This is a genomic window from Nocardiopsis sp. NPDC049922 (genome assembly GCF_040660275.1).
Classification (GTDB): Bacteria; Actinomycetota; Actinomycetes; order Streptosporangiales; family Streptosporangiaceae; genus Nocardiopsis.
The window spans coordinates 1-21189 of sequence record NZ_JBFAME010000017.1 but is presented as its reverse complement, the minus strand read 5'-3'; the positions used below and the strand labels follow the sequence as shown (position 1 = coordinate 21189).

The 21189-nt window shown below is 71.8% G+C and carries 20 protein-coding genes and 2 pseudogenes; 15 read left to right on the top strand and 7 right to left on the bottom strand.

Annotated features, from left to right (window positions below; translation table 11 throughout):
* Positions 1 to 90: 90 nt before the first annotated feature.
* The 6 genes and pseudogenes from AB0I72_RS24405 (at position 91) to AB0I72_RS24380 (ending at position 4340) form a co-directional block, all read left to right on the top strand.
* Positions 91 to 756 carry a hypothetical protein gene (locus AB0I72_RS24405; protein ID WP_358572744.1) on the top strand — a complete coding sequence of 222 codons (666 nt, stop codon included), beginning with the start codon at positions 91 to 93 and terminating at the stop codon, positions 754 to 756.
* Positions 757 to 1171: 415 nt separating this feature from the next.
* Positions 1172 to 2977, top strand: coding sequence for a glycoside hydrolase family 15 protein (locus AB0I72_RS24400; protein WP_358572581.1), 1806 nt, complete (start codon positions 1172 to 1174; stop codon positions 2975 to 2977).
* A gap of 206 nt (positions 2978 to 3183) precedes the next feature.
* Positions 3184 to 3591, top strand: a complete 408-nt coding sequence (locus tag AB0I72_RS24395) for a hypothetical protein (protein WP_358572579.1) — start codon at positions 3184 to 3186, stop codon at positions 3589 to 3591.
* Positions 3592 to 3825: a DUF4258 domain-containing protein gene (locus tag AB0I72_RS24390; protein WP_358572578.1), complete on the top strand. Its 234-nt coding sequence runs from the start codon at positions 3592 to 3594 to the stop codon at positions 3823 to 3825.
* Between the two features lie 5 nt (positions 3826 to 3830).
* Positions 3831 to 3968, top strand: a pseudogene (locus AB0I72_RS24385) (DUF2283 domain-containing protein); the annotation flags it as partial.
* Positions 3969 to 4148: 180 nt separating this feature from the next.
* On the top strand, positions 4149 to 4340 hold the full coding sequence (locus AB0I72_RS24380) for a helix-turn-helix domain-containing protein (protein WP_358572742.1): 192 nt from the start codon (positions 4149 to 4151) through the stop codon (positions 4338 to 4340).
* A gap of 162 nt (positions 4341 to 4502) precedes the next feature.
* On the opposite strand, the gene AB0I72_RS24375 is transcribed toward AB0I72_RS24380, so the two are convergent.
* Positions 4503 to 5669: a cytochrome P450 gene (locus tag AB0I72_RS24375; RefSeq protein ID WP_358572576.1), complete on the bottom strand. Its 1167-nt coding sequence runs from the start codon at positions 5667 to 5669 to the stop codon at positions 4503 to 4505.
* Entirely contained in the window at positions 5669 to 6376 is a 708-nt protein-coding gene (locus tag AB0I72_RS24370) for a tRNA-dependent cyclodipeptide synthase (protein ID WP_358572574.1), read from the bottom strand. The genes AB0I72_RS24375 and AB0I72_RS24370 overlap by 1 nt, the downstream gene beginning before the upstream one ends.
* A 634-nt stretch (positions 6377 to 7010) precedes the next feature.
* On the opposite strand from AB0I72_RS24370, the gene AB0I72_RS24365 reads away from it, so the two are divergent.
* Complete coding sequence (locus tag AB0I72_RS24365; RefSeq protein WP_358572572.1) at positions 7011 to 7685, top strand: uracil-DNA glycosylase; 675 nt, start codon at positions 7011 to 7013, stop codon at positions 7683 to 7685.
* A gap of 128 nt (positions 7686 to 7813) precedes the next feature.
* Positions 7814 to 11320, top strand: coding sequence for a hypothetical protein (locus tag AB0I72_RS24360; RefSeq protein ID WP_358572570.1), 3507 nt, complete (start codon positions 7814 to 7816; stop codon positions 11318 to 11320).
* Here the strand turns inward: AB0I72_RS24360 and AB0I72_RS24355 are convergent.
* On the bottom strand, positions 11274 to 12080 hold the full coding sequence (locus tag AB0I72_RS24355) for a Sir2 family NAD-dependent protein deacetylase (RefSeq protein WP_358572568.1): 807 nt from the start codon (positions 12078 to 12080) through the stop codon (positions 11274 to 11276). The genes AB0I72_RS24360 and AB0I72_RS24355 overlap by 47 nt on opposite strands.
* Positions 12081 to 12245: 165 nt before the next feature.
* Here AB0I72_RS24355 and AB0I72_RS24350 point away from each other — a divergent pair, with 165 nt between their 5' ends.
* A complete protein-coding gene (locus tag AB0I72_RS24350) occupies positions 12246 to 13130 on the top strand; it encodes a sulfotransferase (protein ID WP_358572566.1) in 885 nt (294 codons plus the stop codon).
* Positions 13131 to 13142: 12 nt separating this feature from the next.
* On the opposite strand, the gene AB0I72_RS24345 is transcribed toward AB0I72_RS24350, so the two are convergent.
* On the bottom strand, positions 13143 to 13784 hold the full coding sequence (locus AB0I72_RS24345; RefSeq protein ID WP_358572564.1) for a helix-turn-helix domain-containing protein: 642 nt from the start codon (positions 13782 to 13784) through the stop codon (positions 13143 to 13145).
* A gap of 85 nt (positions 13785 to 13869) precedes the next feature.
* Positions 13870 to 14388: a RidA family protein gene (locus tag AB0I72_RS24340; RefSeq protein ID WP_358572562.1), complete on the bottom strand. Its 519-nt coding sequence runs from the start codon at positions 14386 to 14388 to the stop codon at positions 13870 to 13872.
* A gap of 99 nt (positions 14389 to 14487) precedes the next feature.
* On the opposite strand from AB0I72_RS24340, the gene AB0I72_RS24335 reads away from it, so the two are divergent.
* Positions 14488 to 14652: a hypothetical protein gene (locus AB0I72_RS24335; RefSeq protein WP_358572560.1), complete on the top strand. Its 165-nt coding sequence runs from the start codon at positions 14488 to 14490 to the stop codon at positions 14650 to 14652.
* Positions 14653 to 14684: 32 nt separating this feature from the next.
* Here AB0I72_RS24335 and AB0I72_RS24330 read toward each other — a convergent pair whose 3' ends face one another.
* Complete coding sequence (locus AB0I72_RS24330) at positions 14685 to 15512, bottom strand: aldo/keto reductase (protein WP_358572558.1); 828 nt, start codon at positions 15510 to 15512, stop codon at positions 14685 to 14687.
* A 211-nt stretch (positions 15513 to 15723) separates the two neighbouring features.
* On the opposite strand from AB0I72_RS24330, the gene AB0I72_RS24325 reads away from it, so the two are divergent.
* From AB0I72_RS24325 to AB0I72_RS24315, 3 genes are all read left to right on the top strand, one after another.
* Positions 15724 to 16896, top strand: coding sequence for a helix-turn-helix domain-containing protein (locus AB0I72_RS24325; RefSeq protein ID WP_358572556.1), 1173 nt, complete (start codon positions 15724 to 15726; stop codon positions 16894 to 16896).
* A 67-nt stretch (positions 16897 to 16963) separates the two neighbouring features.
* Positions 16964 to 18175, top strand: a complete 1212-nt coding sequence (locus tag AB0I72_RS24320; protein ID WP_358572554.1) for a cytochrome P450 — start codon at positions 16964 to 16966, stop codon at positions 18173 to 18175.
* Between the two features lie 137 nt (positions 18176 to 18312).
* Positions 18313 to 18906, top strand: a complete 594-nt coding sequence (locus AB0I72_RS24315) for a DNA starvation/stationary phase protection protein (protein WP_358572552.1) — start codon at positions 18313 to 18315, stop codon at positions 18904 to 18906.
* A 90-nt stretch (positions 18907 to 18996) separates the two neighbouring features.
* On the opposite strand, the gene AB0I72_RS24310 is transcribed toward AB0I72_RS24315, so the two are convergent.
* On the bottom strand, positions 18997 to 19941 hold the full coding sequence (locus AB0I72_RS24310; protein ID WP_358572547.1) for an NADP-dependent oxidoreductase: 945 nt from the start codon (positions 19939 to 19941) through the stop codon (positions 18997 to 18999).
* 66 nt (positions 19942 to 20007) lie between these two features.
* Between AB0I72_RS24310 and AB0I72_RS24305 the strand changes: the two genes are divergently transcribed.
* A complete protein-coding gene (locus AB0I72_RS24305) occupies positions 20008 to 20424 on the top strand; it encodes a helix-turn-helix domain-containing protein (RefSeq protein WP_358572545.1) in 417 nt (138 codons plus the stop codon).
* A 347-nt stretch (positions 20425 to 20771) separates the two neighbouring features.
* Positions 20772 to 21189, top strand: a pseudogene (locus AB0I72_RS24300) (heme-binding protein); the annotation flags it as partial.

Below are 21189 nucleotides of genomic sequence, written 5' to 3'. Positions count from 1 at the left end.
ACGAGCCATCGTGCCGCCATCCCGTGATCCGAGGAAACGGAGTCCCCTGTGCCCGACCGCCCCCACTCCCCTGACCAGGCGCCCGCCCCCGTGAGGACGTGGAACTGGCTGGCCCGACTCGTGCCCCGGCCGCGGGCGCGACGGCTGGCCCAGTTGTACCTGGGACTGGTCCTGTACGGGCTCAGCGGCGCGCTGCTGGTCCGGGCGGAGCTGGGCGCCATGCCCTGGGACGTGCTGCACCAGGGGTTGGCGCTGCGGACCGGGCTGTCGATCGGCACGTGGAGCGTGATCGTCGGAGCGGCGCTCATGCTCCTGTGGATCCCCCTGCGGCAGCGGCCCGGCCTGGGCACGCTGAGCAACGTGGTCGTCGTCGGCACGACCGTGGACCTGTTCCTGTGGCTGCTCCCCTCGCCCGAGTCGCTGGCCGTGCGGGTGGCGACGCTGCTGGTCGGGGTACTGGTGTGCGGGGTGGCCACCGGGTGCTACATCGGCGCCAGCCTCGGCCCGGGGCCGCGCGACGGCCTGATGACCGGCCTGGCCGAGCGCGGGTGGTCGGTACGGCTGGCCCGCACGGTGATCGAGGTGGTCGTCGTGGTCACCGGAACCCTGCTCGGCGGGACGCTGGGGGTCGGCACGATCGTCTACGCCCTGACGATCGGCCCGCTCGCCCAGGTCTTCCTGCCGATGATGCGGGTACCGGATGAGCGGCCGACCGTCCAGTCGCCGCCTCACCGTTGGCCCGGCCGTCATCGGTGATTGATCACCGCGTCATAACTTCTGGAACGTGAAACTCCACAATTCGTCATATAACTCCACGCGTGTTCCCATGCACGTGCAACCGCGGGTAGCGCGCATCCCATGAAGAGTGGAAGATGGTGACCGCGGTGAACAACACGGAGCGGGTGTCGGCCGGTTCCTTCGGTCCGCCTCTTTAGCCTGCCCCCACCTGGGCACATAACCGGGTATACGGGAGGCGACAGGCGGTCCGGGGAGGTGAGCCGATGTCCCGAACGGCGCCCCTTCCCAGCCCCGGAGCACGTCCGGTGCCGGGTCGGGCGGTGGATCCCCCGACGGGGCGCGTACACGGGCGTGCGCGGCGCGACCGCGAAGGCGCGGCGCACCCCGTCCCCACACGGGTTCTCGCGCCCACCGCACAGACCAAGACGACGCGTTGGGGGTGAGCCGCGTGCCCGGCTGGATTGAGGACTACGCACTGATCGGCGACATGCAGACCGCCGCTCTGGTCGGGCGGGACGGCTCCATCGACTGGGCGTGTCTGCCGGACTTCGATTCCTCCGCCTGTTTCGCCGCCCTCCTGGGCGACGACCAGAACGGCAGTTGGGCGCTCCGGCCCGCCGACGGCGAACCCAACGCCACCCGGCGCGGGTATCGGGGGGAGACGCTGATCCTGGAGTCGGAATGGGACACCGACACCGGGAGCGTGCGGGTCATCGACTTCATGCCGCCGCGCGGCGGCGCACCCCACATCGTGCGCATCGTCGAGGGGATCAGCGGGTCCGTCCGGATGGAGACGACCATGCGGATCCGGTTCGACTACGGCCACGTGGTGCCGTGGATGCACCGCGCCGGAACCGAACTGGTCGCCATCGCCGGACCCGACGCGATCTGGCTGAGCGCCCCCGTCGCCCTCCAGGGCCACAATTTCACGCACGACGCCACCTTCACCGTGACGGCGGGCCAGCGCGTGCCGTTCGTCATGACCTGGCACCCCTCGCAGGTGGAGGAGTCCGACCACCTGGACGCGGAGAAGGCCCTGTCCCGCACCGCGCGGTTCTGGGAGAAGTGGGTCGACCAGTGCAGCTACGACGGGCCCTACCGCGAGGCGGTCGTGCGGTCCCTCATCGTGCTCAAGGCGCTGACCTACCAGCCGACCGGCGGGATCGTGGCCGCCCCCACGACCTCCCTGCCCGAGGAGATCGGCGGGGTCCGCAACTGGGACTACCGCTACTGCTGGCTGCGTGACGCCACCATCACGCTGGAGGCGCTGATCCGCTCCGGGTACAAGGACGAGGCGCTCGCCTGGCGTGAGTGGCTGGTCCGGGCCGTGGCGGGTGAACCCCAGCTGATGCAGATCATGTACGGCATCCGCGGAGAGCGGCGGCTCACCGAGTGGGAGGCCGACTGGCTGCCGGGGTACGAGGCGTCGCGGCCGGTGCGGATCGGCAACGCGGCGGTCGGACAGTACCAGCTCGACGTGTACGGCGAGGTCATGGACGTGCTGCACCTGGCCCGCCGGTCCAACATCCGCGGCGGCGAGTACCTGTGGGGGCTCCAGCGGTCGCTGGTCAACTACCTCGAATGGTGCTGGGACGAACCCGACGAGGGACTGTGGGAGGTGCGCGGGCCGCGTCAGCACTTCGTGCACTCCAAGGTCATGGCGTGGGTGGCCGCCGACCGGGCGGTGCGCAGCATCGAGGAGTTCGGCAAGGAGGGACCGATCGAGCGGTGGCGGTCCCTGCGCGACACGATCCACGCCGAGGTGTGCGAGTACGGCTACGACCCGCACCGCAACACCTTCACCCAGTACTACGGCGGCAAGGAGCTGGACGCGGCGCTGCTGCTCATCCCCGAGGTGGGGTTCCTGCCCTACGACGACCCGCGCGTCATCGGCACCATCGAGGCGATCCGCAAGGACCTCATGGTCGACGGGTTCGTGCTGCGGTACCGCACCGACCTGGAGACCTCCGCCGACAAGCTGCCCGGCGACGAGGGCGCCTTCCTGGCGTGCAGCTTCTGGATGGCCAACGCCCTGCTGTCGATCGGACGCCAGGACGAGGCCAAGGAGCTGTTCGAGCGGTTGCTGTCGCTGCGCAACGACCTGGGGCTGCTCGCCGAGGAGTACGACCCGCACACCGGGCGGCAGGTGGGCAACTTCCCGCAGGCGTTCAGCCACGTGCCGCTGGTGACCACCGCACTCAACCTGGCCGACCGCCAGGGCGGCTGGCGCGCGGAGTAGCCACACCAACGATGCGGCACGCCGCCCCCGTGACGGGTCACGGGGGCGGCTTCGCGATCACTCCGTGACGGAGCGCATCCGCGTGCCCCTACGACGGTGGGATGCCCGCGCCCGGACGTAGGCAGGACCGGAAGGCCTGGTGGGATACCAGAGCGGAATCGGGATTCCCCTGCGCCGGACTGTCCCGGAGACCTAGTCTCAGTTCCATGCGACACTGCGCGGTTCCCACCGAGGCGAAGGATTACCTCTTCCTTCTCGGCCGAGAGGTCGTTGCGGAGAACGATGTCCTCTCCGTCAGCGATCCCGCACTACGCGTGCTGCCCGTCGGGTATCTGCCCATCGGGGTGGAGCTGGGTGTGGTCTTCGCGCATGTGGAACCCACGAGCCAGGGCACCTCAGGAAGCCAACTCCAGCTGGAGGTCATCCGCCCCTCCGGAACGGCGGCTCTCACCATGAGCGGAATCATCGGCGTGGGCCCCTCTGCCCAGGCACCCATCTGGGCACACACTCTGCGTGTGGTGATAGACGAAACCGGAGCCTGGACCATCGCCGTCGAGTCGAGAGGCAAGCACGCGATTCGCGTCCTCGACATCGTGTTGGAGGCGGAGACATAGATGCCGCCACGCTTCACCGGACACCTGTTGGAGAGGATGCGGCGTCGACGCATAACAGAGGACGACGTCCTCGCAGCGCTGACACGCCCCCTCAAGGAGGAGCACGATCCCGAGAACTACTCCTACAAGCTGTACGGACGTACGGGCGACGGCCGAAAGATCTACGTGGCGGTCAAGGACACGAGCTGGGGTACGTCGGACCCTGTGCTGAAAACGGTGGTGGAAGTATCGTGATCTCCATGGCGGCACCCAGAAACGTGACGATCGACCAGGAAGCGGACGCGGGCTACCTCACGCTCTCCGACGCTCCCGTGTCCAGGAGTTCCGACCACGGGTCGTTCGTCGTGGACTACTCCGCGGCGGGAAGGCCCGTCGGAGTGGAAGTACTGACTCTGCACCGTCCTCTGGACACCGAGGCCGTCATGGAGGCTCTGGAGGAGAGCGGCCACGAGCCCGACAGCGACACGCGCGAATGGGTGAACACCTTCGCGGCCCAGATACTGGCTCTGGACGATCGGGTCCCCTCGCTGGCACCGAGAGGTGCGTCCCGCCGTCGACTGGACGAGGTACGTTTCCTCACCGTCGCGGAGGTCGCCACGATCATGCGGGTGTCGAAGATGACGGTCTACCGGATGGTCCATTCCGGGGTTCTTCCCGCGATACGCGTGGGGCGCTCCTACCGCGTTCCCGAACGAGCGGTCCACGACTACCTGAGCGAGGCCGCCGCTGAACTCAGGTCCTTCGGTTAGCCCCGCGAGGGGATCCGTACCCGAAGGGGGCCGGTCCGGAGCACGGACCCCCGCGACGGGGATCCCCCGTGGCCGCCGTCGTCCGACGGCCCGTCCGCGACCACGGGGGCGGGTCACGTCACCGGAGCCCGGTCCGGACCCGGTGTCGTCGGCGGACCGGGGTCACCACAGCACCGGCAGCCGTTCGGGCAGCCGCTTGATGAACCCGGGTCGCCAGGCCAACTGGTCGGCGGGCACGGCCAGCCGCAGCTCGGGCAGCCGGGCGACCAGCGCCGTCAGGGCGGCCTCGGCGTGGGCGCGCCCCAGCGCCGACGCCGGGCAGTAGTGCCGCCCGCCGCCGAAGGCCAGGTGCGGGTTGGTCGGCCGGTCGATGTCGATCACCTCGGGGTGGTCGAACACCGCCGGGTCGTGGTTGGCTCCCTCGACCAGGACCAACACGAGTTCGCCCGCGCGGACGAGGGTGTCGTCGAGCCGCACGTCCTCGGTGGCGATGCGGGGCAGGGCGTCGCCGATCGAGAGGTTGTACCGCATGAACTCGTCGACCGCCTTGGGCACGTCCTTGGGGTCCTCGTGCAGCCGCCGGACCAACTCGGGGCGCTCGGCGAGGGCGAGGATGGCGTGCAGGAGGAAGGCCGAGGTGCTCACCGCGCCCGCGCCGAACAGCGACACGGCGACCGTGGCCAGCAGCTCGTCGTCGACGTCCTCGGTGTCGCGCAGCTCCGCGAACCAGCCGAGCAGCCCGTGCCCGGGACCGGAGCGCAGCTGGTCGAGCATGTAGCCGTGGTCCTTGTCCCAGTTGGCCCCCGCGCCCTCGAAGGGGGTCGGGCTGGTCAGGAACGCCATGTCGACGCCCTGCATCAGCCTCCGCCAGTCCCCGACGGGGACGCCGATGATCTTGCAGTGCAGGGCGGCGGAGAAGGGGTCGGCGAACCCGTCGCGCAGGTCGGCGGGCGGCCCCTGTCCGACGAGCCCGTTGATCAGCGCGTGCGCCTCGGCGAGCATCCACCCGCCCAGCGTCTCGGTGGGGCGCAGCGCCTTCATGACCGCGCCGCGCAGCCCGGCGCTGTTGATGTTGCCCATGTTGTTGACCACCTCGGGCGGGATGGTCAACGCGTACTGCCGCGGCACCCCGGGCCGGGAGGTCTCCCTGAGGCTGAACCGCTCGTCCTCCAGAACGGCGGTGGCCAGCGCGTGGGTGCTCACGAGCCACGCCGGATCGCCGGTCATGGTGCGGACCCTGGCGACGGGCCGGTGCTCGCGCAGCCACGAGCACTCCACGGGCACGGTGCGCCCGTCCCGGGACAGGGGGAAGGTGAGGTCGATGGTCATCAGTGGACTTCCTTGTCGAGCAGGGGTCGGACGGTGGCGTAGGCCTGGGAGTCGGCGGCGCGCAGGCCGCTGGTCCGGGTGAAGAGGAGCGGGGTCAGGGGCATCTCGACGTGGTAGCAGCTCACGGAGGAGCCGACGCCGAGAATGGCGGGAGTGTCGACGAAGAACGGGACCTCGCGCGCCAGATAGCGCATTCCCGCCTCCATCTGCGCGTCGGTGGGACCTTTTTCCCCGGAACGGGGAAGAAGGAATCGGCGGATCGTTTTCTGGCAGACCTCCGTGAATTCCGGATCGGTCCGCATCGCCCGTTCCACGTCGGCGCGCAGGGAGAGGTAGGCGGAATCGCCCTCGAACTCCGACAGCGCCGTGCACCGCGCGTCCGAGCCGGAGAGCTCGATCCCCTGGAGGATGCGTCTGCGCAGGGCACGGATGTCCTTGGTGGCGCGTCGGCGCGCCCGGTCCGGGTCGTACCCGAGCGCGACGAACATCGCGTCGACCTCCCGGTCGGCGTAGACGACGTCGACCGAGTCGAATCGGCGCCGCGCCCACCTGAGGAGCGCGGCGACGCGGTCGCGGGTGAAATATCCGTTTCCCGGGCTCGCCCCGACGAGGAGGTGTTCTCCTTTGTCGTAGACGACCGAGCAGTTGACGGTGAACGGAATGGCCTCGAATTCGGCCATGGTGATCGTGGGGACGGAAGATACCATGGTGGCGCCTCCTGTTGTTCGCGCACTTTCGGCCAGCGGGCACAAGGGCGAGGAACACGACGCCGCGGACGCGGACGTGGGCGCGGGGCGACGTGGTCAGGGGCGACGGCCGGCCCGTGGTGGCGGGCGAACCGTGCTGGGGTGGATCACCGAGCAGGAGGACGCGGGGTTCCCGCGTCCGGGCACCGTCGGGCGAGGTGGCTGGAACGCGGCGACGGCGCGGTGAGGGCTCGCGCGGTGAGATCGGGGAAGGTGGTCACGGGCGGGCGCTGACGTCGGCCCGTGCGGCCTTCCTAGACTGAGGGGGGCGACCCGCGCCGGGACGGCGGGCGGCACCGGGACGGCTGTGGATCCGCGGGTTCGGGGACGTGCAGCCCCAGGCGGCGGACGCGCACGTGTCGATTCACCTCGTCCTGTCGCTAGTCCCAGTGGAGCCTCGTGCTCCCGGTGTGGCGACAGCGACTCCAAGTTATCGCCCGTGCCGCACCGTGAGCGACCCGTGGCCGGATGTGGTCATCTGCCTCCCGGGGCTTGACCGCCGGGCGGGGACGGGTTCCACACCCGGGCTCCACCCCGGACTCCGGATCGCCCGAAGCGGACGTGGTTGTCGCCGTCTGCCGCTAGTGTTCTGGCCATGTCGAGCAGGGATCTGAACGAAATCATGGACAGCGGTTGGGCGAAGGCTCTGGAGCCGGTCGCCCCGCAGATCGCCGCGATGGGCGACTTCCTGCGTCAGGAGGTCGCGGAGGGCCGGACGTACCTGCCCGCCGGGGAGCACGTCCTGCGCGCCTTCCAGCAGCCGTTCGACGACGTGCGCGTGCTCATCGTCGGCCAGGACCCCTACCCCACCCCGGGGAACCCGGTGGGGCTGAGCTTCTCGGTGGCGCCGGACGTGCGCCTGCCAGCGAGTCTGCGCAACATCTACAAGGAGATGCAGGAGGACATCGGCGCGCCCATGCCCTCCAACGGCGACCTCACCCCGTGGACCGAGCAGGGCGTGCTGCTGCTCAACAGGGTGCTGACGGTCGCGCCGGGCAAGGCCGGGTCGCACCGCGGCAAGGGCTGGGAGGCCGTGACCGAGCAGGCCATCCGGGCACTGGCCGAGCGCGGCAAGCCGCTGGTGGCCATCCTGTGGGGCCGGGACGCGCGCAACCTGCGCCCGATGATGCCGGGTGTGCCGTGCGTGGAGTCCGCGCACCCGAGCCCGCTGTCGGCACGCAGCGGCTTCTTCGGTTCCAAGCCCTTCAGCCGGACCAACGCCATGCTCCAGGAACTGGGCGCCGAACCGGTGAACTGGCAGCTGCCCTAGCCGGGACGTCACACCGTCCCCGAGAACGAGAACGCCCGACCCTCGACCCCCATTGACCTGCGGACCCGGTGCCGGACACGGCACCGGGTCCGGTCGTGTCCTGCCACAGCGAGAAAGGCGGCGCCCCCTTGGCCCGACAGATCACCTACGCCGACGCCCTGAAGGTGCTCGGCGAGAACGACTCACAGGTCCTCGACTTCGCGGAGAGGCTCACCGACGGCGGCCTGGGGCTCCTGGGGGTTCCGGACCTGTTCGGCGTGCGCGGGATGTTGGTGAGCCGGGGCCGCCAGGCCATCGAGGACATCGGCGACAAGCTGCGTGGGCGCAGCCGGATGTCGCGCACCGAGCGGATCGAGGCCGCGCACCAGATCCTGGTGACCGTGGCGTTCTTCGAGGCGGTGGAGGAGTCGCTGGAGGAGCTGGACGCCCCCTTCAACCTCGCCGACCTGAAGCTCACCAAGGCCGAACAGGCCGAGCTGATGGACCGCGTCCTCGCCCACGCGGGCTCCGCCCCCGCCCTGTCCCTGGGGTCCGGCTGGGCTCCCCGCTTCTTCCAGGACTTCCTGCTCAGGGACTTCACCCCCGCGCTGGCCGCACTCGCCGCCGCGGAGGAGGTCGACGGCGCCTCCGCGGCGGACGAGGTGGTCGACGGGTTGCGGCTCCTGGTCCCCGAACGCGCCGCCGAACGGTACGCGGAGTCCTACCGGCGTCTGTCCGCCGACGTGCCCGAGTTCGGGATGTGGGCGCACCTGCACGAGCACGATCGCACGCGCGGAACCCTCGGCGCGGGCCTGAGCGACCTGCGGCGGCGGTTGGAGGAGATCAGCTCCCACCGGGACGTGGACACGCGGCGCCGGGAACTGGCCGCCGGGTACCAGGCGGTGCTGCGCCAGCCGGTACTGCGCTCCGACGACGCCCCTCCCGGCCTCGTGCTGCCCCCGCTGGAGGACGCCTACATCGCCCCGCGCGGACGCGCCGCGCACGCGGTGCACTCGGGCTCCCCCTCCAACGAGGAGTGGTGGGCGCGGCTGCCGGTGCTCGACGATCTCCAGCCGGTCATCGCCGCCCACCTCGTCCACCCGCTCGCCACCGAGGTCCCCACGGTCATCCTCGGCCACCCCGGCGCGGGAAAGTCCAAGTTCACCGAGATGCTGGCGGCCCGCCTGCCCACCGCCGACTTCCTCCCCGTACGGGTGGAGCTGCGCTCGGTCCAGCCCAACGCCCCCATCCACGTGCAGATCGAGGACGGTCTGGCCGCCGCGCTGCACACCCGGGTGTCCTGGCGGGAGTTGGCCGACTCGGCCGACGGCGCGCTGCCGGTGGTCATCCTCGACGGCTTCGACGAACTCCTCCAGGCGACCGGTGTCGACCGCTCCGACTACCTGGAGCGGGTCCAGGAGTTCCAGCAGCAGCAGGAGGCGATGGGCCACCCGGTGGCGGTGATCGTCACCAGCCGCACCGTGGTGGCCGACCGCGCCCGCTTCCCCGACGGCACCATGGTGATGCGTCTGGAGCCCTTCGACGACGCGCGGATCGCCCGGATGGTGGAGGTCTGGAACCGCGCCAACGCCCGCGCCCTCACCGGGTCCGGGGTGGAGCCGCTCACCCCGCGGACCCTGGTCCGGTACCGGGAGCTGGCCGAACAGCCGCTGCTGCTGTTGATGCTGCTCATCTACGACGCCGAGGGCAACGCGCTGCGCCACGTCTCGGAGACGTTGTCCAACACGGAGCTGTACGAGCGCCTACTGCGGATGTTCGCCCGACGCGAGGTGCACAAGCACCAGTCGGGGCTGAGCCCGGAGGCCTTCGAGGAGGCCGTGGAGGACGAGCTCCGGCGGCTGGAGGTCGCGGCCCTGGCGATGTTCACCCGCCGCAGGCAGAGCGTGAGCGCCGACGAACTGGGCCGGGACCTGGCCGTGCTCATGCCGGACGCGGCCGTTCGTCCCTCCGACGCCGACCTGCACGGGGGGATCGACCCGGCAGCCCAGGTGCTGGGGCGGTTCTTCTTCGTCCACGAGTCGCGGGCCAAGGCCGCGGACGGACCGGCGAGCGTGTTCGAGTTCCTGCACTCCACCTTCGGCGAGTACCTCGTGGCACGGGCGTTGGTCACCGCGCTGGAGGAGGCGGCGGAGTCCCGGGCGCGCTCGTCCCGCCGCCGGGGCCGGGTCGTGCGCCCCGACGACGGGGAGCTGTACGCCCTGTCGTCCTTCGCCAGCTACGGGGGGCGCGACCGGGTCGTGGACTTCCTCCGGGAGCTGCTCCAGCGTCACCTCACGGAGGATCCGGACCTTCGCGAGGAGTACGGGGACCTGCTCGTCGAACTGTTCCAGGAAGCCCCGTTCCCGGCCCCCAACCGCTCCCACACCGACTACGAACCCGTGCGGCTGCCCCTGACCCAGCGGGAGGCCAACTACACCAGCAACCTGGTGATCCTGCTGTGCCTCGTGCGCGAGGACCCCGTGGACGCCCGCGAGCTGTTCCCCGACGCCGCCGAGCCCGACCAGGCCCTCCAGGGCAGGAGCACCCTGTGGCGGACCCTGCCCGGCGCGGAGTGGTTCAGCGTCCTGTCCACCCTGCGCGCGCGCCACCTCGACGGCTGGAGCGAGAACGGCCCGGTCACCGTGATCGGGCTGGAGGACGGCTCCCCCGTGGACGTGGGCGAGTGCGTGGGGTTCGAACTGCTGGTGAGCCGGGAGGCCCGGGTCGACGTCATCGACCCGTACGGCATCACCCTGCCCTTCGACGCGCTCACCTCCCGCCTCCTCCGATCGACGGCGCTGCGGGTCAACGGGACGGCGGCGCGGTTCACGCTCGGGCTGCTCCCCTATCTACGCCACGTCTCCACCGACATGGGCACCTGGTTCCGGCACGAGGAGGGCGACGGGATCTGGTCCGAACCGCACGAGATCATGCGGCTGCGCTTCGAACCCGCGACGGCCGACCCCGACCGGCGCCTCATCGCCTACCTGCGGCTGCTGTCCACGAACTCCCTGGGCCGCCGCGAACTGCTGGTGCTCACCCAGGCGGTGGAGGACCTGGCCCTCATACCGGAGGGCTCGGCCCTGCGCACCTCTCTTCCGGAGATCGTCGACGAGTTTCTCGCGGGCGTGGAGTCCGTCGTGACCGGTCCCCGCCTGCGCGCGGAGTCCGTGGAGCCGGTCCTGCGGGCGCTGGCGCCGCACGTTCCCGGCGGGGCGCTCGACAGGGTCCGCGCACTGGTCAAGGACGCCGACGCCCCGGATACGGACGGTGCCGCCGACACGACCGAACAGAAGCGTGCGGCGGACGAGGGCGAACGAGGCGAACGCGAGCGCCGCGAACGCGAGGGCGACGGACACGAACCCGGCGCACGGAAGCGCACGGCCAGCAAGCCCGAGCCCGGCGAACCGAAGCCGAAGGCTGCCAGGAAGTCCGGAAAGAAGGCCGCCAAGCGCAAGCGCGAGCCGAAGCACGCCACCCGGCGCACCGACGATCAGTCCGGCACCAGGGGCGCCGGGCGCTCCCCGGCGGCCGACCGGCAGAACTCCGGCGGCAGCGACGGACCGGGCTGGAACGTCCAGCGGCCGGTCCCCGCGCCCGAGAGCGGCGTCAACTCCGGGCGGCCTCCGTCACCCGGCGCACGAGGGCGGGGATGACCGTGCCGATGGGGTCGCGCAGGACCGCGCCGGCGAAGTCGTCGTAGGGGGTCGGCTCGGCGTTGACGACGACCAGGCTCGCCCTGGCCATCATCGCCACGTCGCACAGCCCGGCCGCGGGGTGCACGGTCAGCGACGTCCCCACGGCCACGAACACGTCGCACTCGCGGGCGGCCCTGGCCGCCTCCTCGATGACGTCCGGGTTCAGCCGCTGGCCGAAGGAGATGGTGTCGGACTTCTGGATGCCGCCGCACTTCGGGCACCGGGGGTCGGACTCCTCGTCGAGCCGCGCCAGGACCTGCGGGCTGGGCGTGCGCAGCCCGCAGGCGGTGCACACCACCCACAGCATGGTCCCGTGCACCTCGATCACCCGGTCGGCGGGCACTCCTCCGCGCTGGTGCAGTCCGTCGATGTTCTGGGTGATGAGCGCGCGGAGCCGCCCGGTGGCGTCGAGGTCGGCGAAGGCGCGGTGCGCGGCGTTGGGCTCCGCCGTCCACACGTGGTGGGCCCGGCGCCGGAGCCACACCTGTCGGCGCACGTCCACGTCGCCCATGTAGGTGTCGAAGTCGGCCAGGGCCTCCGCAGCGGGGTCCTTGGTCCACAGCCCGTTCGGTCCCCGGTAGTCGGGGATGCCGGAGTCGGTGGACACGCCCGCGCCCGTGAGCACGGTGACGCGTCCGGCGGAGGCCAGCAGGTCGGCGGCGCGCTCGAAGCCCTCGGGGTCGGCGAGCGGTGCGGGATCCGTGGTGGTGGAGGCCATGCCCCATTGTTACAGCGACTTTGACGCTCCTTGCCTCCGGAGTTGCCCTCGGAGCGCACGCGGGTCGCGCGGACCCCGTAGCCTCGGGGAACCCGTGGGACGCGGGGGCGAAATACCCCGCCGATGCACACGAGACGGGCGAAGGGTGCGAAAATCGACACAGTCATGAAGCAGTCGTCCTACATCCTCGTGGTCAACCGGACCACGGTGCGGCGCCCCGTCTTCGTCCTGGGCGCCCCCCACTCCGGGGTCTCCGGCGTCGCCCGCGCCCTCTCCCGCGCCCCGGGGTTCCACGTCGTCGCCGGATCCTCCGGCGTGCTCAACGCCGTCTACGCCGTGGCCCGCCGCCCGTCCCTGGCCCAGGAGAAGGTGTCGGGGACGGCGAGCCTGCTGCGCGAGGCCTACGCCGAGGCCTGGCAGCTCACCCCCCTGACGTGCCCCCGCTGCCCCGGCCCGTACGCGCGCGTCCCGGCCAACGCCTCCGCCGAACCGTGCGAGCACAGCGCCGACGCCCAGCGGTACGGCGACGCCAGCCCCGACCTGCTGTTCTGCGCGCAGGCCCTGTACGCGGCCTTTCCCGACGCCCTGTTCGTACAGGTCATCAGGGACGGCCGGGACGTGGTCGCGGGCATGCTCGACGACGAACGCGCCCTGTCCTGGCTCAAGCCCGGACTCATGTCGATCGACCACGAGTTCCCCAACCACTTCTTCGGCCTGGAGGAGGAGTCGGACCTGGAGACGTTCCGGGACGGCTCCGACGCCGCCAAGTGCGCGATGCGGTGGCGGGGAGCGGTGCGCGTGCACGCGCGGCTGCGCCGGGAGATCGGCGCGGACCAGCTCCTGACCGTGCGCTACGAGGACGTCCGGGGCGGGGAGATCGCGACCGCGCGCCGCCTGCGCGAGTTCACCGGTGCGCGCGTGTCCGCCACGGAGCTGATGGACGAGCGGGACTGGGGCGCGGGTCGGTGGCGCGACCGGCTCTCCCGCGAGGAGTACGGGGACGTGAACGCGGTCGCCGCCGTCGAACTCTCGCGCCTCGGCTACCAGTAGACCCGGACGGACCTAGGAGGCCGTGACCGCCGCCGAGGCCGGTGCGACGGCCGCCGGGACGTCGCCGGTGACGCCGTGCGCGGCCATGAGGGTCTCGGCGGCGGCGCGCGCGGTCAGGGCCGCCCCGGTCTCACCGAGGACGCCGCGCGCCACGACCGCCCCCTCGTGCAGCATGGCGAGGGGGTGGGCGAGGACGTCGGGGTCGGCCACGCCCGCCTCGGCGACGAACTCCGCGAGCAGGCCGCGCAGCCAGCGCTTCTGCCCCTCGGCCACGGCCCTGCCCGGGTGCCCGGGGTCGGACAGTTCGGTGTAGGCGTTGAGCATGGCGCAGCCGCGCGGGTTCTCCTCGCCCATCCACGCGTGCAGGGCGTCGAAGGTGGCGAGCACCCGCGCTCTGGGTGTCGCGGCGCGCTCCAGGTGGTCGGTGACGTAGCCCCGCCAGCGGTCGTCCCGGGTGCGGAGATAGGCCACGACCAGCTCCTGTTTGGAGCCGAAGCGGTCGTAGATGGTCTTCTTGGTGACGCTGGCCCGTTCGGCGACCAACTCCATGCCGACCGTGTTGATGCCCCGCGTGTAGAACAGCTCGCTCGCGACCTCCAGGATCCTGCGGGCCGCGGGGGTGAGCGGTCGGGTCGCGGGGGCGGTGGCGGTCATGGGGGTGCTCCTCCGGCTCCGTGGCGGTGGTGACGCTGGATCGGGAGTATACCCACCGGTGTGGTTACACCGTCGCACACCCGCCCTACGCCCGGTCGGGCACCCCGGAGACGAAGGGGGTCGCCACCAGACTGTCCTCGACCTCCTCGACCAGTTCCCGCGTCTCGGCCGCCTCCAGGAGGGCGGTGTCGCCGGCGTTGGGGATCACGGCGGTGCAGACGAGCTCCACGAGGGCCTCGGCCTGCAACAGCTCGGTCACGCCCACCACCGCCATCGGCGGGTAGTAGCGGCCCATGTGGCGGCGGTAGACCGAGCCCAGGGTCGCCAGGTTGACCCGGTAGGCGGACACGGCCGTGGTGTACACGCACATGGTGACCACGTGCACGGGCTCGGCCCCGGCCGCGCGCAGGGCCTCGACCATGTTGGCGAGCGCGTGGTCGAACTGCTGCACCACCGTGTCGCCGACGATCCCCCCGTCGGGGCGCTGGGCGGTCTGCCCGCCCACGTGGACGGTACGGCCGGGGGTGACCACGAGGGCGTGGGAGAAGCCCACGGGTTCGGCCAGAGACAGCGGATTGACGAGTTGGTGCGGTGTCCGGTCCATCGGCGTTCTCCCATCGTTCACGTGGCGCCCGCCGCGGGCCGGTCCGGCACGGGCGCTCCCCTTGGGGGACGCCGCCGGACGTGCGGCTACGATGAGCGCATGTCGATCACTTTCCTGCTGTCCGCCGCCGCCCTCGTCGCCGCGCTGGCGCTGTTCGCCGCGATCTTCGTCGGGGGCGCCGTCTACGTCGGCCGCATCCGCCGCAGGGGCCCCGAGGCCGTGCTGGCCGGAGCGCGCAAGCGCCGCGACCTGCGCGGGTCCTAGCGAGGCTGGGCGACCGCGTCCGGGGCGGGCGCCTACTCGCCGTCGAACTCGTCGGGGTCGGGGCCGAACCTGCTGCCCGCGTCGAGCCCGGTGACGCGGTCCATGTCCGCCTCGGAGAGCTCGAAGTCGAAGATCCGGAAGTTGGAGCGGATCCGCTCGGGGGTCACCGACTTGGGGATGACCACGTTGCCGAGCTGGATGTGCCAGCGCAGCAGCACCTGGGCCGGGGTGCGCTGGAGCTGTTCGGCGATCGCGACGACCGTCGGGTGGTCGAGGAGCTTGCCCTGGCCGAGGGGGCTCCAGGCCTCGGTGATGATGTTGTGCTTGGCGTCGAACTCGCGCATCGCCCGCTGGATGAGCAGCGGGTGCAGTTCGATCTGGTTGACCATGGGCGTGATGCCGCCCTCCTCCATGACGCGTTCCAGGTGCGGCGCCTGGAAGTTGCACACGCCGATGGCGCGGACCCGGCCGTCGGCGTAGAGCCGCTCCAGCGCCTTCCACGTCGACACGTACATGTCCCGTCGGGGCAGCGGCCAGTGGATGAGGTACAGGTCCAGCACCTCCAGGCGCATGCGTTCCAGGGTCGCGTCGAACGCCCGCAGGGTGCGGTCGTAGCCCTGGTCGGGGTTGGCCAGCTTGGAGGTGACGAACACGTCCTCGCGGTCGAGTTCCGACCGGCTCAGCGCCTCGCCCACCCCCCGCTCGTTGCCGTAGGCGGCGGCCGTGTCGATGCTGCGGTACCCCGCCTCCAGAGCGGTCGTCACGGCGTCGACGACCGCGTCGTCGGACACCTGCCACACGCCGAAGCCCAACTGCGGCATGCGCACGCCGTTACCCAGAGTAACGTCGGGAACCGTCATCTCGCCTCATCCCCCCGTCGGGCCGACCCGTCCTCGTCTCCACCGCCGGCACCCCCGTGCCGTGGGGCGTGTGTGGCGGACACGCCCTGATCGCATACTGCCACGTCGGCGCGGATCACCGCCTGAAGCCGCCCCGCCGCCGCACGGGCTTTTTACCGACGCTCCCGCCGCCGACCGCTACGCTGGTCGCTCCCGGAGGGGAGGTGGGCCGATGGGCCGCGAGCGGCGCGCCCGCGTCAGCGCCGAACTGTCCAGGGACCGCGCGGCCCTGGTCGACCGGATCGTCGCCGAGGTGTACGCGGAGGTGCCCGCCTACCGGGGGCTGCACGGATCCCAGCTCACGGAGGTCCGCGCGATCGCCGGGTGGCTGGTGACGCGTTCGCTGGAGCTGTGGGCGGACGGGTGCGTGCGCCTGCCCCCCGAGGACCTGGAGCGGCTGCGGGCCATCGGCCGCGCGCGGGCGGCGGACGGACGCTCGATCGGGGCCGTGGTCCGGGCGCACCGGGTGGGATCGGCCGCCGCGGTCCGCCTCATGTCCGACAGGGCCGGGGACCGCGTGACGGCGGCGGACGTGTTCGCTCTGAGCGAACTGTGGCTGACCTCCCTCGACCAGATCTCCGAGCAGCTGGCGGCGGGGCACGCCGAGGCGGCCCGCCAGCTGGACGCCGACGTCGCGAGGGCCCGCCGGACGTTCCTCGACGACCTGCTCATCGGCCGCCAGGCCTCGCTCGGCGCGATCCGCGACCGGGCCCGCACCCTCGGCCTCACCCCTCCCGACCCCGGCGTCCTGGTGGTGGCCGACCCCGGCCCGGGCGAGGAGCACCCGCCCCGGGGCGGCGCGGTGTCGGCGGCGATGGACCTCGTCGAGGCGGTCGGCCGTCCCGACGCGCTGGCGACCACACGGTCGGGACGGGTGGTGCTGCTGCTGCCGCCCGAGACCGCCGTGCGGGTGTCCGGGGTGCTGGGGGACCGCCCCTGGCGCGCCTGTGTCCTGGAGCCGCGCGCGCTCACCGACATGTCGGCCGCCTACCGCCTGGCCGACGGCGCCGTGGAGACCGCTCCCCCGCACGCGTTCGGCGGTGGCGGCCCGCTCGGGGAGGCCGACGCGTGCGTCCTGGCCCTGCTCAACGGCGGCCCGACCACGCCGGAGACGGTCCGGCGCACGGTTCTGGGACCGCTGCTGTCGGACGGCCACGCCCACCTGCTGGAGACGCTGCGCGCGTACTTTCGCGGCGGAGCGGCGACGACGGCGGCCGACGCCCTGCACGTGCACCCCCAGACGCTCCGGTACCGGCTGCGCCGGGTCCGCGAGCTGACCGGTCACGACCCCCACCGGCCCTGGCCCCGGTTCGTCCTGGAGACCGCGTGCGCCATCACGCGTTGAGGACGGTTCGCCCTCCGTGGACGCGGGGTAGGACGGTGGGATCCCCATTCGGCACGAAAGGTAGGGCATGTCCGCCTCCACACCCCCTCCCCTGCACGGTCCGGCCTTCGACGCGGACCCGCACCCCGCCTACCGATGGTTGCGCGAGCACTCCCCCGCGCACCGGGTCGAGCTGCCCGGCGGGGCCTGGGCGTGGCTGGTCACCCGTCATGACGACGTCCGCGCGGTCCTGGCCGACCCCGACATGCTCAAGGACCCGGCACGGGCCAACGAGGTGTGGCGCAGGTCCGGGATGGGCCTGCCGTTCGACCACCGGCCCAGCCTCGTGCGCAGCATGGTCAACGTCGACGGCGACGACCACGCGCGCCTGCGCAGGGTGGCCGGGGGCGCCTTCACCCCGCGCCGGGTCCGGACCCTGGTGGAGAGCGCCGAGCGCGTCACGGCCGACCTGGTGGACCGGATCACCGCCGTCCCCGATCCCGACCTGGTGCGGGACCTGGCCTACCCGCTGCCGATCGCGATCATCTGCGACATCCTCGGCGTCCCGCCCGAGGACCGGGCCGAGTTCCACCGCCGCGCCGCGGTGCTCGACTCCTCCGGGCCGGAGGAGGTCGCGGCGGTCGCGGCCGTCACGGACTGGTTCGACGACTACCTCGCCCACCTGGTCGACGTCCGGCTCGCCACCCCCTCCGACGACCTGCTCGGGGACCTGGTCGAGGCGCACCGGGAGGGCCGCCTCACCCGCGACGAGGTCACCTCCACCGCCTTCCTGCTGCTGGTGGCGGGACACGAGACCACCGCGGCGCTGATCGGCAACCTGTTCCTGATCCTGCTGCGCGACCCGGAGCAGCTGGAGCGGCTGCGTGAGGACCGCGACCTGGTCGGTCCGGCCATCGAGGAGGCGCTGCGGATGGAGAGCCCGCTCCAGAACGCGACCTGGCGCTTCCCCCGGGCCGCGACGACCGTCGCCGGGGTCGCGCTCGAAGCGGGGGAACCCGTGCTGGTGTCGCTGCTGTCGGCGGGCCGCGACCCCGAGCGCTACGACGACCCGGACGCCTTCGACCCCGGGCGCGGGGAGTCGCACCTGACCTTCGGGCACGGGGCGCACTTCTGCGTCGGCGCGCGACTGGCGCGGATGGAGGTGCGCGTGGCGGTCGAGGCGGTCCTGGACCGGCTGCCCGGGCTGCGGCTCGCCGTGCCCGTGGAGGAGCTGCGCTGGTGGCCGAGCCCGATCATGCACGGCCTGTTCGCGCTGCCGGTCCGGTTCGACACCGCCTGAGCGGCCCCGACGGCGGCAAAGCCTTGCCTCGGGATGGTGTGTGTTTTCTCCTCCGGCGACGGTCCGTGTCCGAGACTGGCAGGCGGAGCGCGTCCGTACGCGCTCCGAGCGACCCGATCCGGAGGGGGAATCCAGCCGTGACCACCCAAGAGCGCGCGAGCGCGACGCCCAAACCCCGGAGCAGCCAGCCGTGGCTGCACCAGAAGGGGAACGAGATCCAGGAGTTCGGCACCGTCCGCCAGCTCCCGGTGGGCATGTCCTACAACACGCGCATGTACTCGTGCCAGCGGCTCAACCAGGTGCTCGCGGACACGCAGATCCTGCACGCGCTCTACAAGAAGCACCACTGGCTGATGCGCGGGCACACCTTCTACCAGCTGCACCTGTTGATGGACAAGCACGCCGGTGAGCAGACCTCGCTCGTGGACACCATGGCCGAGCGCGTCCAGACCCTCGGCGGCGTGGCCATCGGGGATCCGCGGCACGTCGCCGAGATCACCAACATCCCGCGCCCGCCCAACGGCGTGGAGGAGGTCCCGGCGATGCTGTCCCGCCTGTTGGAGGCGCACGAGACCATCCTGGAGGACTGCCACGACGCGGCCGCCCGGTGCCAGGAGAACGGGGACGACGGCACCAACGACGTGCTGGTCTCCGACGTCATCCGCACCAACGAGCTCCAGGCCTGGTTCCTCGCCGAACACCTGGTGGACACGCCGCTCGTGCACTCCTGAGCGCGGACGGGGCGCCGACGCCCCGAGCGGACCGTCCCCAGGGACGGGCGCGCGGGGCGTCGGTGTGTCCGGCCCTCCGTCTCCCCGGGGTCAGACGAGGGTGAGGACGATCTTGCCCGTGGTGCGCCCCGCCTGGCCCTGCTCGTGCGCCTTGGCGACCTCCTCCAGCGGGAAGGTCTCGCTCACGACCGGGCGGAGCCTCCCCGCGTCCGCCAGCGCGGCCATCTCCTCCAGCCCCGTGTGGTCGGCCTCGACGACGAGCGTGGTGCCGCGCACGCCCGCGGCGGCGGCGGACTCCTCGATCCGGTCCTGGTCGAAGGGGTTCGTCAGTCCGACGTAGATCCCGCCCGGCCGCAGTGTGCGCAGCGAGCGCTCCGTGTAGTCGCCGCCGATGCCGTCGAGGACCACGTCGACGTCGCGGACGGTCTCGGCGAAGTCGGCGCAGGTGTAGTCGACGAGCTCGTCGGCGCCCAGTTCCCGCAGCGTCCCGTGCTTGGCCGCGCTGGCCGTGCCGATGACGTGGGCGCCGCGGGCCTTGGCGATCTGGACCGCCAGGTGCCCGACTCCGCCCGCGGCGGCGTGGACGAGGACACGCTGCCCCCGCTCCACCTTCGCGGTGTCGACGAGCGCCTGCCACGCGGTGAGCCCCGCCAGCGGCAGGGCGGCGGCCTGGACGTGGTCGAGGCCGGCGGGCTTGCGGGCGAGGTGGCGGGGGGACGCGGTCACGTAGTCGGCGTGGGCTCCGGCCGCGTCTGGGAAGTTCGGCATGCCGTAGACCTCGTCGCCGACCGCGAACCGGTTCGAGCCCGGCGGGACGGCGGTGACCACGCCGGAGACGTCCCATCCCTGGGCGAACGGGAGCGTGAACCAGTAGCCGTCCCGCCGCACCTTCCAGTCGACGGGGTTGAGGCCCGCGGCGTGGACCCGCACCTGGATTCGGCCGGGGGAGGGTTCGGGAACCGGTACCCGGGCGATCTCCAGGACCTCGGGGCCGCCGAGTTCGCGTTGCTGAACGACGCGCATCTGCTCTGTCATGCCCCCGAGCATTCCGGATAAGGTATCAGTTGTATAGAAGGCACCTCAAAGTCTGCTAGGTACCCCATGCATACCACTCCTGATCTGAGAGAACACGGAGGCGCGGACGCCTACCTGCGCGACTGCGCGTCCCGCAACGTCCTCGACCTGCTGTCCAGCAAGTGGGTGTGCCTCGTCGTGGGCGCGCTCTCGGGCGGACCCATGCGCTTCGGGGCGCTGCGCCGCCGTCTGGACGGCATCACGCAGAAGATGCTCACCCGGACCCTGCGCGACCTGGAGCGCGCCGGACTCGTGGACCGCCGGGTGTTCCCCACGACCCCGCCCCAGGTGGAGTACTCGCTGACGCCGCTCGGCCGGAACCTGGGCGTGCTCATGGGCGCCATCCGCTCGTGGGCCGAGGAGCACATGGACGAGATCACCGAGGCGCGCGAGCGCTACGACGCCCGCACCGAGGAACCCGTGCGTGCGCTCAGCACACCCTGAGTGTGGGACTGGTGTGCCTGTTGGTGCTGGTGGGAAGCAGCGGACCACCGGCCCTGGAGCTTCCCACGAAGGCAGCCCGCTTTCCGGAGGGCGAATCAGGCGTATTCCCACATTCACTACTGATTTAGCATGCATTAGCCTCGTGTGGTGGCCGTCACATTCCTCGGGGCTCCGGGCCGAGCACCCGGTGCCCGAGGACCGCACGGGGGTCCTCGGACCTCCGTGGGCGGCACGACGCCGACGTCTCCCCTCGGGAGACCCGAACGAAGGGAATGCGCCCGGTGGCCATCACTCTGGAGCAGGCTCAGGGACTGATCGACGGAGCCGTGAAGTACGCGGCCGCGCACGACCTCCAGCCGCTGACCGTCGCCGTCCTCGACCCGGGCGGCGTCCTCGTCGCCCTGGCCCGTCAGGACGGCTCGGGTCTGCTCCGACCGGACCTCGCCGTGGCCAAGGCCTGGGGCGTCCTCGGGCTCGGGATGAACAACCGGGCGATCGCCGCCCGCGCGGAGTCCTCCCCCGAGTTCTTCACCTCGGTCGCGGCCCTGGCCCAGGGACGGCTGCTCAGCGTCCCCGGCGGCGTGTTCATCCGCGACGCCCGGGGCGCCCTGCTGGGCGCCGCCGGGGCCACCGGGGACACCTCGCTCAACGACGAGAGCGCCCTGCTGGCGGGTGTCGACCGCATCAACCGCACGGGCACCACCGTGGTGATGGCGACGCACGACGCCGCCATCGTCGACTCGATGCGCAAGCGCGTCATCGAAC

Bases quoted from the DNA above. Each gene is read 5' to 3' on its own strand.
- AB0I72_RS24395 (WP_358572579.1), top strand. From the start codon at position 3,184: ATGCGACACTGCGCGGTTCCCACCGAGGCGAAGGATTACCTCTTCCTT.
- AB0I72_RS24390 (WP_358572578.1), top strand. From the start codon at position 3,592: ATGCCGCCACGCTTCACCGGACACCTGTTGGAGAGGATGCGGCGTCGA.
- AB0I72_RS24375 (WP_358572576.1), bottom strand. From the start codon at position 5,669: ATGACCATCGACCTCACCTTCCCCCTGTCCCGGGACGGGCGCACCGTG.
- AB0I72_RS24370 (WP_358572574.1), bottom strand. From the start codon at position 6,376: ATGGTATCTTCCGTCCCCACGATCACCATGGCCGAATTCGAGGCCATT.
- AB0I72_RS24365 (WP_358572572.1), top strand. From the start codon at position 7,011: ATGTCGAGCAGGGATCTGAACGAAATCATGGACAGCGGTTGGGCGAAG.
- AB0I72_RS24355 (WP_358572568.1), bottom strand. From the start codon at position 12,080: ATGGCCTCCACCACCACGGATCCCGCACCGCTCGCCGACCCCGAGGGC.
- AB0I72_RS24350 (WP_358572566.1), top strand. From the start codon at position 12,246: ATGAAGCAGTCGTCCTACATCCTCGTGGTCAACCGGACCACGGTGCGG.
- AB0I72_RS24345 (WP_358572564.1), bottom strand. From the start codon at position 13,784: ATGACCGCCACCGCCCCCGCGACCCGACCGCTCACCCCCGCGGCCCGC.
- AB0I72_RS24340 (WP_358572562.1), bottom strand. From the start codon at position 14,388: ATGGACCGGACACCGCACCAACTCGTCAATCCGCTGTCTCTGGCCGAA.
- AB0I72_RS24335 (WP_358572560.1), top strand. From the start codon at position 14,488: ATGTCGATCACTTTCCTGCTGTCCGCCGCCGCCCTCGTCGCCGCGCTG.
- AB0I72_RS24330 (WP_358572558.1), bottom strand. From the start codon at position 15,512: ATGACGGTTCCCGACGTTACTCTGGGTAACGGCGTGCGCATGCCGCAG.
- AB0I72_RS24325 (WP_358572556.1), top strand. From the start codon at position 15,724: ATGGGCCGCGAGCGGCGCGCCCGCGTCAGCGCCGAACTGTCCAGGGAC.
- AB0I72_RS24320 (WP_358572554.1), top strand. From the start codon at position 16,964: ATGTCCGCCTCCACACCCCCTCCCCTGCACGGTCCGGCCTTCGACGCG.
- AB0I72_RS24310 (WP_358572547.1), bottom strand. From the start codon at position 19,941: ATGACAGAGCAGATGCGCGTCGTTCAGCAACGCGAACTCGGCGGCCCC.
- AB0I72_RS24305 (WP_358572545.1), top strand. From the start codon at position 20,008: ATGCATACCACTCCTGATCTGAGAGAACACGGAGGCGCGGACGCCTAC.